Source organism: Streptomyces sp. PsTaAH-124, from assembly GCF_000373685.1.
Classification (GTDB): domain Bacteria; phylum Actinomycetota; class Actinomycetes; order Streptomycetales; family Streptomycetaceae; genus Streptomyces; species Streptomyces andamanensis.
In genome coordinates this window covers 399,998-414,746 of the sequence record NZ_KB892158.1, presented here as the reverse complement: position 1 = coordinate 414,746, position 14,749 = coordinate 399,998, and the positions used below count along the sequence as shown (strand labels likewise).

Genomic DNA, 14,749 nt, shown 5'->3' with positions numbered 1-14,749 from the left:
TTGGTCTGGACCAACTTGTACGACCAGCAGCGGCACCGCAGTTCATGACTTCCCCTCCCGCTCTCCCCCTCTTCCTTCTCTTCCTTCCCGTACTTCCTTCCCGTTCTTCCCGCCCTTTGCTCTCTTCCCTCCCTTCCTTCTCCTCTCCCCCGGAGGCCCCAGTGGACCGCGCCCCAGGCACGCCCTCAAGCAGACGGCTCCGGCCGCTGAGCATCTGGTCCGGAGCCGTCACCGCGGCCATGGCCCTCTCCCTGGCGGGCGCCGGCCAGGCCTCGGCCGCCGACGTCAACAACGCCAAGAACGCCGGCTTCGAGGCGGGTCTGAGCAACTGGACCTGTTCGGCAGGCAGCGGTTCGACCGTCTCCACGCCGGTGCACGCCGGTTCGTCCGCGCTGAAGGCCGCCCCGGCCGGGCAGGACACCGCGCAGTGCACCCAGAAGGTGGCCGTCAAGCCCAACTCGACGTACACGCTGAGCGCCTGGGTGCAGGGCGGCTACACCTACCTCGGCGCCACCGGCACCGGCACCACGGACGTCTCCACCTGGACCCCGGACTCGGCCGCGTGGAAGCAGCTCTCCACGACCTTCACCACCGGCTCCTCGACCACCTCGGTCACGGTCTATCTGCACGGCTGGTACGGCCAGGCGGCCTACTACGCCGACGACGTGTCCGTCTCCGGCCCGGACGGGGGCGGCGGGGGCGACCCCGACCCGACGGTCCCGTCGACCCCGGCGGGACTGGCGGCGGGCAACGCCACCTCCTCCTCGGTCGACCTGTCCTGGAGCGCGGTCTCGGGCGCCACCGGCTACAACGTCTACCGCGACGGCACCAAGGTCTCGGCGGTCACCGGCACCTCCACGACGGTGAGCGGACTGTCCGCCTCCACCGCCTACTCCTTCCAGGTCTCGGCGACCAACGCGGCGGGCGAGTCGGCCAGGTCGGCGGCGGTGAGCGCCACCACGGCGCCCGGCGGCGGCGACGGCAACCACGGCGGCAACCTGCCCAAGCACGCGGTGACGGGCTACTGGCAGAACTTCAACAACGGCGCCACCGTCCAGAAGATCTCCGACGTCCCCTCGGCGTACGACATCATCGCGGTCGCCTTCGCCGACGCCACGACCACGCCCGGCGCGGTCACCTTCAACCTCGACTCGGCGGGCCTGAAGGGCTACACGGTCGACCAGTTCAAGGCCGACATCAAGGCCAAGCAGGCGGCCGGCAAGAAGGTCATCGTCTCGGTCGGCGGCGAGAAGGGCACCGTCTCGGTCAGCGACCCGGCCTCCGCGACGAACTTCGCCAACTCGGTCTACTCCCTGATGCAGACCTACGGCTTCGACGGCGTCGACATCGACCTGGAGAACGGCCTCAACCCCACGTACATGACGCAGGCCCTGCGCGCCCTGTCCACGAAGGCCGGGTCGGGTCTGATCATCACCATGGCACCGCAGACCATCGACATGCAGTCGACGGGCGCGGGCTACTTCAAGACGGCCCTGAACATCAAGGACATCCTCACGGTCGTCAACACCCAGTACTACAACAGCGGCGCCATGCTGGGCTGCGACGGCAAGGTCTACTCGCAGGGCACGGTCGACTTCCTCACCGCGCTCGCCTGCATCCAGCTCGAAGGCGGCCTCGCCCCCTCCCAGGTCGGCCTGGGCCTGCCGGCCTCCCCGAGCGGCGCGGGCGGCGGCTACGTCTCCCCGACCGTGGTCAACAACGCCCTGGACTGCCTGGCGAAGCTGACCAACTGCGGCACCTTCAAGCCCTCGAAGACCTACCCCGACGTGCGCGGCGCGATGACCTGGTCCACCAACTGGGACGCCGCCGCGGGCAACGCCTGGTCCAACTCGGTCGGCGCGCACGTCCACGCGATGCCGTGATCCCCGCCTGAACCGAACCCCCCACAGTGCGGCGCCGTCACCGACGGCGCCGCACTTCTCCGTTCCGCACTTCTCCGTTCCGCACTTCTCCGTTCCGCACTTCTCCGTTCCGCACTTCTCCGTTCCGCACTTCTCCGTTCCGCACTTCTCCGTTCCGGATGAAACATTTCCGGGGGTCCACCGCATCAATGGGGTGAGGGCGCGCGAACGGGCGCGCGGACCACAGGGGGGCGTATGCGGTGGGGCGGCGGCGAGGCGGGGTACGACGGGTACCCCGAGTTCGCGGCGGCGCGTGCCGGACACCTGTACCGGTCGGCCTGCCTGCTGACCGGCGGTGACACCCATCTCGCCGAGGACCTGGTGCAGGAGGCGCTCGGCCGGGCGTTCCTGCACTGGCGGCGGGTGTCCCGGGTGGGCAACCCGGCCGGGTACGTGCAGACCGTGCTGACCCGCGCCTTCCTCGCCCACCAGCGTCGGCACAGCAGCCGCAGGGAACGCGCCACCGAGGTGCTGCCCGAGGTGGCCGGGCCCGACCCGGGCGGTGACGCGCCGCTGCGGCTGACGCTGCTGGAGGCGCTGGGGCAACTGTCCGCGAAGGACCGGGCGGTGGTGGTCCTGCGCTACTGGGAGGACCGCAGCGTGGAGGAGACGGCCACGGTGCTGGAGACCAGCCCGGCCGCCGTCCGCACCCGCTGCGTCCGCGCGCTCGCCCGGTTGCGCGTCTCGCTCGGCGACTCGCTCGGCGAGCCCGCCGGACGCTGACCCGCGGCCCCGGCTCCGGCCACGGCGCCTGCGTCCCCCGACGCCCGCACGCCCCACCTCACGACCGATCCCGGACCCACTCACAGAAACGGCGGTTCGCCATGCCTGTCGCAGACCACGACCCCCTGGGGGACGAGCACTTCGGGGAGCGGCTCACCGACGCCCTGCGGGACACCGGCAGCACGTTCCGGACCGATCAGGCCCTGCTCGCCGCCCGGGGCGAGCTGCGCGGGCGGCGGCTGCGCACGCGCCGGTGGGCCGCCGTCGCGGGCGGTGTCGCCGGGGTCGCGCTGGTCGGCGTGGCCGGGGCGGTGGTCCTGCCGGGCGGGACCGGCGACCGGCAGCGGGAGGCGGCGGCCGCCACGAGCCCCGCGACCCGCGCCGCCTCGGCCATGCCCGCCGGGGCGGTGACCGCCGACGCCCTCGTGGGCACCCTCAAGAAGCTGCTCCCGCGGGGCAGCTTCAGCAGCCAGGAGGGCCGCGGCACGGACACCCCGGTCGCCGGGAGGACGGTGTCGCCGTACGCCCGGGTCGTCTACGACGACGGGCGGGGCGAGGCCTCCGTAACCGTCTCCGTGAACCGCCTGCTGCCGGGCGGCGAGGAGGCCCGCCAGACCGCGCAGTGCCCCGACGGGGCGTTCATCGCCTTCGACGACTGCTCCGCCGCGAAGCTCGCCGACGGCTCCGCGCTCGTCGTCCTCAAGGGCTACGAGTACCCGAACCGGCGCGGCGGTACGAAGCTGTGGAGCGCCGAGCTGGTGACCCCGCGCGGCGAGCATGTCTCGGTGCAGGAGTGGAACGCCGCCGCCGGGAAGGACTCTCCCGTCACCCGGGAGCAACCTCCGCTGGACTCAGCCGGGTTGAAGGCGCTCGCCACCGCGCGCGAGTGGCGGGCCTTCGCCGCCGCCGTCCCCGTCGACCCGCGGGCGAGCGCCGCGCCGCCCGCCCGGGGCGGCTCGGTGTCCGCGGCCCTCGCCGGTCTGGTGCCGCGCGGGCTGAAGGTGGTCGCGAAGGGGACGCCGGATCCGGGCTTCGGGTACGTCGTCGTGGACGACGGCCGGGGCCGCAGCCTGGTCCAGGTGAACGACCAGCGGGACATGCGGGACGTGGCGGGCGAGCTGTTCGGCGCGGGCGCGAAGACGCTGCCGGACGGCACCAAGGTCGTCACGCAGCAGGGGCCCGGCGAGAAGGGCATCGACGGGATCGTCATGTGGACCGTGGACACGATCCGGCCGGACGGGCGCCGCGTGGTGGTCAGCGCCTTCAACTCCGGCGGGCAGAACGCACCGGCGACCCGGAAGGAACCGGCGCTCACGATGCAGCAGCTGGAGCGGATCGCCACCGACCCGAAGTGGCTGTCGCTCGGCTGACGACCGCTCCGAGGGCGGCCCCGGCGAGGTGCCCGGGACCGCCCTCGGCCGCCGTCAGTCCTCGCTCTTCGCCTTGCTCTCCGCCGCGGTCTCCGCCCCGCTCTTCGCCTCGGTCCCGGCCGCCTCGTCCGTACCGCTCTCCTCCGGCTGCTCCGGCTCCGCCGCCTCCGCCGCCTCGCCGTCCTCGAAGTACGCGTCGAGGACCGCGTCCAGCTCCGTCTCCCAGGCGGCGAACCGGGACCGGGCCGGGGCCTCGATCTCGATGGGGTACCAGCGGCGCTCGGGGGTGTGCACGGTGACGGTGAACCGCTTGCCGAAGCGGGGCGTCTCCGTCTCCACGGCGCCGATCTCGTCCCAGCGGAACTCGCACTCCTGGTCGTCCAGGGCGAGGCGTACGCCCCGGTGGTCGGCGACGATCCGGGCCCGGCGGTCGGCGGCCTCGAAGACCGGGCCGTCCACGGGCTCCTCCTCGGCCGCCTCGTCGGCTTCCGCGGTCCCGTCCGCGGTGTCCGGGACGGGCGGCTGCGCCTCCGCGTCCGGAGTTCCGGCGTCCGCCGCAGGCGTACCCTCCGGCTCCTCGGGGGCCGTGTCCCGGGCCGCGGCGGGCGAGGTGAGGCCGGGGACGAACGCCGGGTCGAAACCGGCGCCCGTCACGGGCTCGCTCTTCAGGGGCTGGCTGCTCGAACCTATGCGCTGCTCCACGCGGGCAGTATGGTCGACAATCCTGTGTCACGAACAGCCAGCCCCCGGCTTCGTTATCAGACCCCTACAACCGCGCGCCGCTACAGGCCCCGGAAACGTGCCGGGGCCCGGCCGCCCGGTCAGACGAACAGGCTCAGCACCGCCGCCACCGCGAAGCCCGCGAGCGAGAGCACGCTCTCCAGGACCGTCCATGTCTTCAGCGTGTCCCGTTCGCTGATGCCGAAGTACTTCGCCACCATCCAGAAGCCGCCGTCGTTGACGTGCGAGGCGAAGATCGAACCGGCCGAGATCGCCATGATGACCAGGGCCACGAACGCCTGCGAGTGGTGCCCCTCGGCCAGCAGCGGGGCGACGATGCCCGCCGTGGTCACGATCGCCACCGTCGCCGAGCCCTGCGCCACCCGCAGCACCAGCGAGATCAGGTACGACAGCACGATGACCGGCAGTCCGACGCCGTTGAAGGTGTCCGAGAGGGCCTGGGCGACCCCGCTGGCCTTGAGGACGGCACCGAAGACCCCGCCCGCGCCGACCACCAGCAGGATGTTGCCGACCGGCTTCAGCGAGGCCGTGGAGACGGTCTCCAGGGACTTGCGCGACCAGCCGCGGCGGATGCCCAGCAGGTAGTAGGCGAGCACCAGGGCGATGGTCAGGGCCACGAAGGGGTGGCCGAAGAACTCGATCACCGAGCGGCCGGTGGACGGGTCCAGGGCCACGGAGGAGAAGGTGGCGGCGAGGATCAGCACCAGCGGGGTGCCGATGATGCCGAGGACCGCGCCGAGCGGCACCGGGGTCTCCTTCGGCCGCACTCCGGAGGCCCGCTGCTCGGTCAGGACCGCCCGCCGGGCCTCCTCGGCCGCCTCGACCATGTCCTGCGGCACCTCGACGAAGACCCGCTTGCCGATCCACGCGGAGTACGCCCAGGCGGCCAGCACCGCCGGGATGCCGCAGACGACGCCCATGAGGATGATCCAGCCGAGCTGCACGTGCAGCAGTCCGGCGGCGGCCACCGGGCCGGGGTGCGGCGGCAGGAAGGCGTGGGTCATGGACAGGCCCGCCAGCAGCGGCATGCAGTACAGGACGATCGACTTGCCGCCCCGCTTGGCGGCGGCGTAGACGAGGGGCGCCAGGACGAAGATGCCCACGTCGAAGAAGACGGGGATGCCGAAGATCAGGCCGGTCAGGCCCATGGCGAGCGGGGCGCGCTTCTCGCCGAACAGCCCCAGCAGGCGGGAGGCGAGCACTTCCGCTCCGCCGCTGACCTCCAGGATGGCGCCGAGCATGGTGCCCAGGCCGATGATGACGGCGACATGGCCGAGGATGCCGCCCATCCCGGACTCGATGGTGGAGACGGCGTCCGAGCGCTGCACGGTGCCGAACAGTTCGGTGACCGACAGACCGGCCAGCAGGCCGACGGCTATGGAGACGGCGAGCAGCGCGACGAACGGCTGGAGCCGCGCCTTGATGATCAGGAACAGCAGCAGGGCGATGCCGATCCCGGCCACCAGGAGCAGTCCGGTCGTGCCGTCGACCAGGAGGAGGAGTCCGCCGGTGTGCGGGGGTGTCTGCGGCGCGGCCGCGGCGAGCGGATGGGACATGGGGGTCCTCTGCGTAAGTACATGCAGCTTTCGGGCAGGGAGGATCGCGGCGCGGCGCCCGAAGGGGTGGGGGCGCCGCGCCGTGAAGGGGGCGTGCGGTGGTACGAGCGGGTGGGCCGCGAGGAAGGCTCAGCCGAGGACGGCGAGCGCGTCGATCTCGATGAGGAGTCCCGCGGGCAGTCCGACGTAGACGGTGGTGCGCGCGGCGGGCGGCTGGGTGAGGCCCTGCTCCTCGAAGTAGGTGTTGTAGAGCGCGTTCATCTCGGCGAAGTGGTCCACGTCGGTGAGGTAGACGCGGATCATCATCACGTCGTCCCAGCCCGCGCCGCCCTCCTCGAGGATGGCCTTGACGTTGGCGAGGGTCTGGAGGGTCTGCTCGCGCAGGGTGGGCCCGGCGGGGGTGGGGGCCTTGCCCTCCTCGGCGGGCAGGAAGCCGACCTGCCCGGCGACCTGGAGGATGTTGCCCTTCTTCACGCCGTGGGAGAACTTGGCGGGCGGCACGGTGTGGGTCGACGGGGTGAGTGCGGTCTTCTCGGTCATGCGGTGTCCCTGTGCGGTGTGGTGGTGGGGGCGGGTACGGGGGTTCTCCCGGAGTACTCGCCGCTGATGGCGGCCGCGGTGCGGCGCACCAGCGGGAGCAGGGTGAGGAGTTCGTCGGCGGTGACGACGACGTTGGGCGCGGAGACCGACATCGCGGCGACCACGCGGCCGTCGGCGCCCCGGATGGGGGCGGCGACGCAGTTGATGGACTCCTCGTGGCCGCCGAGGTCGGTGGCCCAGCCCTGTTCGCGCACCGTCGCCAGCTCGGTGAGGAAGGCGGCGGCGTGGGGGGTCGAACGGGCCGTGTAGAGGGGGTAGTCGAGCTTCTCGGCGATGGCGCGCCGTTCGCTCTCGGGCAGGTCGGCCAGGAGCAGCTTGGCCACGGCGGCGACGGTGATGGCGACCGGCTTGCCGATCCGCGAGTACATGCGCACCGGGTAGCGGCTGTCGACCTTGTCGATGTACAGCACCTCGTGCTCCTCGTAGACCGCGAGGTGCACGGTGTGGCCGCAGGTCTCGTTGAGGGCGAGGAGGTGGGGGTGGGCGATCTCGCGGATGTCGAGGTTCTCCATCGCCTCCTGGGCGAGCGCGAAGAGCCGGGCGCCGAGCCGGTAGCGCTGGTCGGACTGGCGGTAGACCAGGCCGTGTTCGTGCAGGGTGCGCAGCAGCCGCAGCGCCGTGGACTTGTGGACGCCGAGATGGTCGGCGACCCGTCCGAGGTCGGCGGGTCCCTCGGCGAGCAGCGGCAGGATGCTCAGCGCGCGGTCGACGGTCTGGCTCATGGCGTACGTACCTCCTCCTCGGCCCCTTCAGCGGTGCTCGTCCAGCCGGGGCCGAGTCGCAGTCTCCCCCACGCGGCCTCGTCCAGGGCGGCCAGCCGGTCGGCGTGCCCGCGGGCGGGGGGTGCGGCGAGGTCGCCGGGGACGGTGAGCGCGGCGGCGGCCGTCAGGTGGCCGTGGCGCAGCCGGGCGGTGGCGGGCAGGCCGCGCAGGGTGGCGGAGAGGAACCCGGCGGCGAAGGCGTCGCCGGCGCCGACGTGGGCGACGACGTCGACCCGGGGGGCCGGGACGAAGGTGGCGGCGGCCCGTGCCGCGCCGCCGGTGCGCTCGTGCACCGTGGCGCCGTCCGCGCCGTGCTTGACGACGACGGTGCGCGGTCCGTCCAGCGCGTCGAGGATCTCCGCCCCGCTGTGCAGTCCCCATGCCTCGCGGGCCTCGTCGTCGCCGACGAAGACGAGGTCGGCGCCGCGCGCCAGGTCCAGCAGCACCCGGGCCCCGGCGGGGTCCGGCCACAGTCCGGGCCGGAAGTTGACGTCGAAGGAGACCAGCGGGCGGCCGGGGCGGGGCGCGGTCAGGGCGCGCAGCAGGCCGAGGCAGCCGGCGGACAGGGCCGCGGTGATGCCGGACAGGTGCAGCACGCGGCAGGCGTCCAGGGCGGCGGTGGCGACGGTGTCCGCGGTCATCGCGGAGGCCGCCGACCCGGCCCGGTAGTAGGCGACCTCGTGGGCGTCGGTGGCCCGGTCGCCCGCGGTGCGGAAGTAGATGCCGGTGGGGCGTGCGGTGTCGCGGCCCACGTGGGCGACGTCGACGCCGTGGGCGCCGATGGTCTCCACCAGGTGGTCGCCGAAGCCGTCGGCGCCGACCCGGCTGACCCAGCGGGCGGAGTGCCCGGCGGCGGCGAGCGCGCACAGGACGTTGGACTCGGCGCCGCCGATGGCCCGGTCGAAGGACGGCACGTCGGCGAGGCGGCCGGGCCGGGAGGGCAGGAACGTGACCATGGACTCGCCGAGCGCCGCGACGTCCACGACGTCGGGGCCGTTGCAGGGTCCGGTGGCGGTCACGATGCTCGTAGCTCCTCGGTACGGGGGGGGCGGGATGCGGGGCTTTTCGTTGACCTCGCGTGGCCGAGATGTTAGACAGCATTAAGCGTTGCGTGCAACGGCTGTTGCACATATTGCAATTCACCAGATCAGGGAGGCTCCATGAACACCGAGGCGCTGGCACGCCTGGCCGAGGAACGGGTCGACCACCGGTTCAAGGGCCTTCCGCCGGACGCGGCCGGGCTGACCGTGGGCGAGCTGGCGGCCCAGCGCCGCGACCTGTTCACCGGCGGCTTCACCACGCCGGTGCTGGCGCTGTCCGCCGAGCGCCTGGAGCACAATCTGCGCCTGATGGAGACCTACGCGGCCCGCCACGGCCTCGCCTTCGCCCCGCACGGCAAGACCTCCATGGCCCCCCAGCTCTTCCACCGCCAGCTCGCGCACGGCGCCTGGGGCATCACCCTCGCGCTGCCGCACCAGGTGCGGGTGGCGCGGGCCTTCGGCGTCGAACGGATCTTCCTCGCCAACGAGCTGGTGGACCCGGCCGCCCTGCGCTGGGCCGCCGCCGAACTCGCCGCCGACCCGGCCTTCCGCCTCGTCTGCTACGTGGACTCGGTGCGCGGTGCGGAACTGATGGACGCGGCGCTGCGCGAGGCCGGTGCCACCCGTCCGCTCGACGTGGTCGTGGAGCTGGGCGCGGGCGAGGGCGCGCGCACCGGGGCACGCACCGAGAAGGAGTGCGCGGCGGTCGCGGACGCGGTCGCCGCCGCGGCCACCCTGCGGCTGACCGGGGTCGCCGGGTACGAGGGCGAGGTCCCGCGGGCGGACCCGGAGCGGGTGCGGGCCTGGCTGGACCGGCTGGTCGCCCTCGCCGCCGCCCTCGACCGGGCGGGCCGGTTCGCGGACGCGGAGGAGATCGTGGTGAGCGCGGGCGGCAGCGCCTGGTTCGACGCGGTCGCCGACGCGTTCGCGGACATCCCGGAGCTGTCCCGGCCGGTGCTCAAGCTGCTGCGCTCGGGCGCGTACGTCTCGCACGACGACGGTCACTACCGCGAGCTCACCCCGTTCAACCGGGTCCCGCAGGAAGGCGCCCTGGAGCCCGCCTTCCGGCTGTGGGCGCAGGTGGTCTCCCGGCCCGCCGAGGGGCAGGCGTTCGCCAACGCGGGCAAGCGGGACGCGGCCTACGACCTCGATCTGCCCGTCGCCCAGGTGGTGCGCCGAGACGGCGCCGAGCGCCCGGCGGACGGCATCGCCGTGACCGGCCTGTCCGACCAGCACACCTGGCTGGCCACCGGCCCGGAGGCCGACCTCGCGGTCGGCGACTGGATCGGCCTCGGCCTGTCCCATCCGTGCACGTCCTTCGACAAGTGGCAGCTGATCCCGGTCGCCGAGGCGGACGGCACGGTCGTCGACTACATCCGTACGTTCTTCTAGAGACCACAGTCCTCCCAGAGACCGCTGTCTTCCCAGAGACCACCGTCTTTCCAGAGACCACCGTCTTCCGCAGACCCCGCCCAGGGGAAGGAGCCACCCATGGATCCGGTCGAGCCGGCCGATCTCACCGACCTCGTCATCCGGGACGCGGATGTCGTGGACGGCACCGGCGCCCCCTCCTACCGCGCCGACGTCGCGGTCAGCGGCGGCCGGATCGTGTCGATCGTCAAGGAGGCGGCCGCGGCGGGCTGCCAGCGCCCGCGGGCCCGGCGCGAGCTGGACGCGGAGGGCCTGGTCCTCTCCCCCGGCTTCGTCGACATGCACGCGCACAGCGATCTGGCCCTGCTGCGCGACCCCGACCACAGCGCGAAGGCCGCCCAGGGCGTCACCCTGGAGGTGCTCGGACAGGACGGCCTGTCGTACGCGCCGGTGGACGACCGCACCCTGGCCGAGGTGCGCCGGGCGATCTCCGGCTGGAACGGCCACGGCGACGACATCGACTTCGACTGGCGCTCGGTCGGCGAGTACCTGGACCGGCTGGACCGCGGCTTCGGCGGCGAGGGCATCGCCGTCAACGCGGCCTATCTGATCCCGCAGGGCACCGTGCGCGCCCTCGCGGTCGGCTGGGAGGACCGCCCGGCCGCCCCGGACGAGCTGGAGCGGATGCGGCGCCTGGTCGCCGAGGGCCTGGAGCAGGGCGCGGTGGGCCTGTCCTCCGGGCTCACCTACACGCCCGGGATGTACGCCGAGGACGCCGAACTGACCGAGCTGTGCCGGGTGGTGGCCCGCTACGGCGGCTACTACTGCCCGCACCACCGCAGTTACGGCGCCGGGGCGCTGGAGGCGTACGCGGAGATGGTGGAGCTGACCCGGGCCGCGGGCTGCCCGCTGCACCTGGCGCACGCCACCATGAACTTCGGCCCCAACAAGGGCCGGGCGCCCGAGCTGCTGGCGCTGCTGGACGACGCGCTCGCGGCGGGCGCCGACATCACCCTCGACACCTATCCCTACACGCCGGGCTGCACCACGCTGGTCGCGCTGCTGCCGGGCTGGGCGAGCGAGGGCGGCCCGGAGCGGATCCTGGAGCGGCTCGCCGACGAGGACACCGCCGAGCGGATCCGCCACCACCTGGAGGTGACCGCCTCGGACGGCTGCCACGGCGTGCCGGTGGAGTGGGAGACCATCGAGATCTCCGGCGTCGGCGATCCCGCGCTCGCCGGTCACGTCGGCCGTACCGTGGCCGAGGCGGCGGCGGCCCGCGGCGAGAGCTGCTGGGCCGTCGCCCGCCGGCTGCTCGTCGCCGACCGGCTCGGCACGACGATCCTCCAGCACGTCGGCCACGAGGAGAACGTCCGGGCCATCATGCGCCACCGCGTGCACACCGGCGGCTCCGACGGCATCCTCCAGGGCACCAAGCCGCATCCGCGCGCCTACGGCACCTTCCCGCACTACCTCGGGCACTACGTGAGGGAGTTGGGGGTGCTGTCGCTGGAGGAGTGCGTGGCGCACCTGACCTCGCGGCCCGCGGCCCGGCTCGGACTGCCGGACCGCGGCGTGGTCCGCGAGGGGCACCGCGCCGACCTGGTGCTGTTCGACCCGGCCACGGTGGCGGCCGGGTCGACCTTCGCCGAGCCGCGCGCGCTGCCCACGGGGATCCCGTACGTCCTGATCGACGGCCGGTTCGTGATCGAGGACGGGCGGCGCACAGACGTCCTGGCGGGGCGGGCGGTCCGCCGGACCCCGGTGTGACCGGCCGCCCCGCCGCGGCCGCTACGGCTTGGGCAGGACGCAGCCGGACCGGTTCAGATCCAGCTGGTTGCCGGCCTTGAAGCAGGCCGGTATCTGGTAGGTCTCCTCGGCGTAGTTGATGCCCTCGCGGACGGTGACGTTGCCGTTCTCGTCGACCTCGCAGGGGTTGTTCTCGGTGCAGCGCTCGCCGTCCTCGTTGCCGGTGTTGTTGACGGCGACGACCTTGCCGGTGGCGGTGTCGATGACGGGCGAGCCGGAGGTGCCGCCGATCGTGTTGCAGGAGGAGGTGTAGCGGACCGAGTCCTTCCAGGTCCAGCCGCCCTCCTTGAGGCGGTACACGAACCCGTCGATGTTGCAGCTGTAGGTGCGCTTCCAGTAGCCGGAGACCACCTTGATCGCGGTGCCGGCCACCGGGTGGGTGTCGCTGACGGTCAGCGCGCTGATCCCGTAGGAGCTCCTGATCTGCGCGTAGGTGCGGGTGAGCTGGTAGATCGTGACGTCGGTGTCGGTCATCGTGGAGTAGACGACCTTGTTGGCGCGCAACGTGGCGACCTGGGAGCCGGCCGAGTTGAGCAGCCCGAAGGAGCGGCTGGAGCTCTGATTGACGATGACCTGGCCGGGCGACGGGAAACCGGTCTCCAGGCAGTGGCCGTTGCTGAGCACGAGCGCCGGGTCGCTGTCGGCGGAGGCGGGGAAGCGGATGACGGAGCCGGAGCAGTTGCTCAGCGCCACGGTCCCGGCGAAGTCGACGGCCTTGGCGGCGGGTGCCGTGCTCCCGGCCTGGGCCGAGGCCGCGGCGGGTGCCACGCCGGCCCCGGTGATCACCAGGGTCGCGAGCGCGGCCAGGAGAGGCTTGTTCATGTGGGGGTCCCCTCTTCGGACGTGAGCGACCGGAGATCTTCCGGCCGCCCTCTTGTCATGCGCATTGTGATGGTCCGCGGGTGTGCGGACAAGAAGCCGTCACGGCATCGCGGGTTCTCCCCCGGTGCGCGGGGCCACCGAGGGGTCCGCGGCGGCGGCTCCGGGACGCGTCAGCCGCGCCGGGCGCCTCACCCGGGCGAGGGAAGCGGGCCGCCGGGTGTCTCAAGTGGCGGAAAACACGAGCCACCGGGCGTTACCCGGCCGTAAGCTCCCAGACATGCAGGTGATCCAGTCGACCAAGCTCGCCAACGTCTGTTACGAGATCCGGGGACCGGTGCTCGAGGAGGCGATGCGGCTGGAGGCGGCCGGTCACCGCATCCTGAAGCTGAACACCGGCAATCCGGCCGCGTTCGGCTTCGAGTGCCCCCCGGAGATCCTGGAGGACATCCTCCGCAACGTCTCCACGGCCCACGGCTACGGCGACGCCAAGGGCCTGCTCGCCGCCCGCCGCGCCGTGGTCATGCACAACCAGACCCTCGGCATCGAGACCGACGTCGAGCACGTCTTCATCGGCAACGGCGTCTCCGAGCTGATCGTGATGGCGATGCAGGCGCTGCTCGACGACGGCGACGAGGTCCTCGTCCCGGCGCCGGACTACCCGCTGTGGACCGCCGCCGTCTCGCTCTCCGGCGGCACCGCCGTGCACTACCGCTGCGACGAGCAGTCCGACTGGATGCCCGATCTCGCCGACGTGGAGCGCAAGGTCACCGACCGCACCAAGGCGATCGTGATCATCAACCCGAACAACCCGACCGGCGCGGTCTACGACCCGGCCGTGCTCAAGGGCCTCACCGACATCGCCCGCCGGCACAACCTGCTGGTCTGCTCCGACGAGATCTACGACAAGATCCTCTACGACGGCGCCGTGCACACCCCGACCGCGTCCGTCGCGCCCGACCTGCTGACCCTCACCTTCAACGGGATGTCCAAGGCGTACCGGGTGGCGGGCTACCGGGTCGGCTGGATGGCGGTCTCCGGCCCGCGCGCCCACGCCGACTCCTACATCGAGGGCCTGACCATCCTGGCCAACATGCGCCTGTGCGCGAACATGCCGGGCCAGCACGGCGTGGTCGCGGCGCTCAGCGGGCGGCAGACCATCGAGGACCTGGTGCTGCCCGGCGGGCGGCTGAAGGAGCAGATGGACACCGCCCACCAGCTGCTCACCCAGATCCCGGGCGTGAGCTGCGTACGCCCCAAGGGCGCCCTGTATCTGTTCCCGCGCCTGGACCCCAAGGTCTTCAAGATCAAGGACGACCGGCGGATGGTGCTCGACCTGCTGCGCCGCGAGAAGATCATGGTCGTCCACGGCACCGGCTTCAACTGGCCCGAGCCCGACCACTTCCGCGTCGTCACCCTGCCCTCGGCCGGCGATCTGCGCGACGCGGTGAGCCGGATCGGCACCTTCCTGGACGGCTACGGCCAGCCCTGACGCTCACCCTGCGTGGTCCCGCGGACCGCTTCCGCGACCCGACTCAACCTTAGACAGATTCTAATGTAGGATGTCTTCTGTCAGAGCACAGGAGGCCGTCCCATGTACGAACCGATCCGCAGCAAGTCGGTCCACAGCACGATGGCCGGCACCGCCTCGGACTTCCCCCACCGCTCCCGCGAGGAGGAGCTGGACATCCAGCTCGCCGGGCATCTCGCCGCGCTGCTCGCCATCACCGACGAGCTGCGCACCCTGGCCCCGGCGGCCGACCTGGACACGGCGGCCGACCGGCTCGCCGAGCAGGTGGCCCGGCTGCGGGGAGGCCGCGCCCCGGTCCGCACCTCGGTGGCCGCGGTCACCGAGCTGCCGGTCCTGCACCGGCGGGCGCACGCGCTCGCCGGACGGGCACTCGTCGTCGCCGCCTCCCGGGCGGACACGGCGGCGGCCATCCTGGCGGCCGAGCGCATGGACGCGCACGCCGCCGCGCAGGGGGATCCCCAGGAACTGAGCGGTGCCGCCCAGTAAAGCCCGCCGTCACCCCTGAC

13 protein-coding genes are annotated in these 14,749 nt (G+C 72.7%); 7 read left to right on the top strand and 6 right to left on the bottom strand.

Annotation, left to right across the window (positions count from 1 at the left end; translation table 11 throughout):
- Positions 1 to 161: 161 nt before the first annotated feature.
- The 3 genes from B086_RS0104115 to B086_RS0104105 all read left to right on the top strand — a co-directional run bounded on the left by B086_RS0104115 (position 162) and on the right by B086_RS0104105 (position 4,015).
- A complete protein-coding gene (locus tag B086_RS0104115) occupies positions 162 to 1,883 on the top strand; it encodes a chitinase (protein ID WP_026252084.1) in 1,722 nt (573 codons plus the stop codon).
- Positions 1,884 to 2,117: 234 nt separating this feature from the next.
- Entirely contained in the window at positions 2,118 to 2,645 is a 528-nt protein-coding gene (locus tag B086_RS0104110; protein ID WP_018565133.1) for a SigE family RNA polymerase sigma factor, read from the top strand.
- 101 nt (positions 2,646 to 2,746) lie between these two features.
- Positions 2,747 to 4,015, top strand: coding sequence for a hypothetical protein (locus B086_RS0104105; RefSeq protein ID WP_018565132.1), 1,269 nt, complete (start codon positions 2,747 to 2,749; stop codon positions 4,013 to 4,015).
- A 54-nt stretch (positions 4,016 to 4,069) separates the two neighbouring features.
- Here the strand turns inward: B086_RS0104105 and B086_RS0104100 are convergent, their stop codons facing one another.
- From B086_RS0104100 to B086_RS0104080, 5 genes are all read right to left on the bottom strand, one after another.
- Positions 4,070 to 4,717, bottom strand: coding sequence for a hypothetical protein (locus B086_RS0104100; protein WP_026252083.1), 648 nt, complete (start codon positions 4,715 to 4,717; stop codon positions 4,070 to 4,072).
- A gap of 119 nt (positions 4,718 to 4,836) precedes the next feature.
- Positions 4,837 to 6,312 carry a GntP family permease gene (locus tag B086_RS0104095; protein ID WP_018565130.1) on the bottom strand — a complete coding sequence of 492 codons (1,476 nt, stop codon included), beginning with the start codon at positions 6,310 to 6,312 and terminating at the stop codon, positions 4,837 to 4,839.
- 129 nt (positions 6,313 to 6,441) lie between these two features.
- Positions 6,442 to 6,852 (bottom strand): RidA family protein, encoded by a 411-nt coding sequence (locus B086_RS0104090; protein WP_018565129.1) that lies wholly within the window; start codon positions 6,850 to 6,852, stop codon positions 6,442 to 6,444.
- On the bottom strand, positions 6,849 to 7,634 hold the full coding sequence (locus B086_RS0104085; RefSeq protein WP_018565128.1) for an IclR family transcriptional regulator: 786 nt from the start codon (positions 7,632 to 7,634) through the stop codon (positions 6,849 to 6,851). Before B086_RS0104085 ends, B086_RS0104090 begins: the two co-directional genes overlap by 4 nt.
- Positions 7,631 to 8,692, bottom strand: a complete 1,062-nt coding sequence (locus B086_RS0104080) for a sugar kinase (protein ID WP_018565127.1) — start codon at positions 8,690 to 8,692, stop codon at positions 7,631 to 7,633. Before B086_RS0104080 ends, B086_RS0104085 begins: the two co-directional genes overlap by 4 nt.
- Positions 8,693 to 8,833: 141 nt before the next feature.
- Between B086_RS0104080 and B086_RS0104075 the strand changes: the two genes are divergently transcribed.
- Both B086_RS0104075 and B086_RS0104070 read left to right on the top strand, forming a co-directional pair.
- On the top strand, positions 8,834 to 10,105 hold the full coding sequence (locus B086_RS0104075) for an alanine racemase (protein ID WP_018565126.1): 1,272 nt from the start codon (positions 8,834 to 8,836) through the stop codon (positions 10,103 to 10,105).
- Positions 10,106 to 10,204: 99 nt separating this feature from the next.
- The gene (locus tag B086_RS0104070; protein ID WP_018565125.1) at positions 10,205 to 11,854 is read left to right on the top strand and encodes an N-acyl-D-amino-acid deacylase family protein; all 1,650 of its coding nucleotides are present in this window, start codon (positions 10,205 to 10,207) and stop codon (positions 11,852 to 11,854) included.
- A gap of 21 nt (positions 11,855 to 11,875) precedes the next feature.
- Here B086_RS0104070 and B086_RS0104065 read toward each other — a convergent pair whose 3' ends face one another.
- Positions 11,876 to 12,715 (bottom strand): S1 family peptidase, encoded by an 840-nt coding sequence (locus B086_RS0104065; protein WP_018565124.1) that lies wholly within the window; start codon positions 12,713 to 12,715, stop codon positions 11,876 to 11,878.
- A gap of 277 nt (positions 12,716 to 12,992) precedes the next feature.
- Between B086_RS0104065 and B086_RS0104060 the strand changes: the two genes are divergently transcribed.
- Positions 12,993 to 14,204 (top strand): pyridoxal phosphate-dependent aminotransferase, encoded by a 1,212-nt coding sequence (locus tag B086_RS0104060; protein ID WP_018565123.1) that lies wholly within the window; start codon positions 12,993 to 12,995, stop codon positions 14,202 to 14,204.
- Between the two features lie 102 nt (positions 14,205 to 14,306).
- On the top strand, positions 14,307 to 14,729 hold the full coding sequence (locus tag B086_RS0104055) for a hypothetical protein (RefSeq protein ID WP_018565122.1): 423 nt from the start codon (positions 14,307 to 14,309) through the stop codon (positions 14,727 to 14,729).
- The last annotated feature ends 20 nt before the right edge of the window (positions 14,730 to 14,749 follow it).

Bases quoted from the DNA above. Each gene is read 5' to 3' on its own strand.
- B086_RS0104105 (WP_018565132.1), top strand. From the start codon at position 2,747: ATGCCTGTCGCAGACCACGACCCCCTGGGGGACGAGCACTTCGGGGAG.
- B086_RS0104090 (WP_018565129.1), bottom strand. From the start codon at position 6,852: ATGACCGAGAAGACCGCACTCACCCCGTCGACCCACACCGTGCCGCCC.
- B086_RS0104055 (WP_018565122.1), top strand. From the start codon at position 14,307: ATGTACGAACCGATCCGCAGCAAGTCGGTCCACAGCACGATGGCCGGC.
- B086_RS0104095 (WP_018565130.1), bottom strand. From the start codon at position 6,312: ATGTCCCATCCGCTCGCCGCGGCCGCGCCGCAGACACCCCCGCACACC.
- B086_RS0104070 (WP_018565125.1), top strand. From the start codon at position 10,205: ATGGATCCGGTCGAGCCGGCCGATCTCACCGACCTCGTCATCCGGGAC.
- B086_RS0104110 (WP_018565133.1), top strand. From the start codon at position 2,118: ATGCGGTGGGGCGGCGGCGAGGCGGGGTACGACGGGTACCCCGAGTTC.
- B086_RS0104085 (WP_018565128.1), bottom strand. From the start codon at position 7,634: ATGAGCCAGACCGTCGACCGCGCGCTGAGCATCCTGCCGCTGCTCGCC.
- B086_RS0104060 (WP_018565123.1), top strand. From the start codon at position 12,993: ATGCAGGTGATCCAGTCGACCAAGCTCGCCAACGTCTGTTACGAGATC.
- B086_RS0104065 (WP_018565124.1), bottom strand. From the start codon at position 12,715: ATGAACAAGCCTCTCCTGGCCGCGCTCGCGACCCTGGTGATCACCGGG.
- B086_RS0104075 (WP_018565126.1), top strand. From the start codon at position 8,834: ATGAACACCGAGGCGCTGGCACGCCTGGCCGAGGAACGGGTCGACCAC.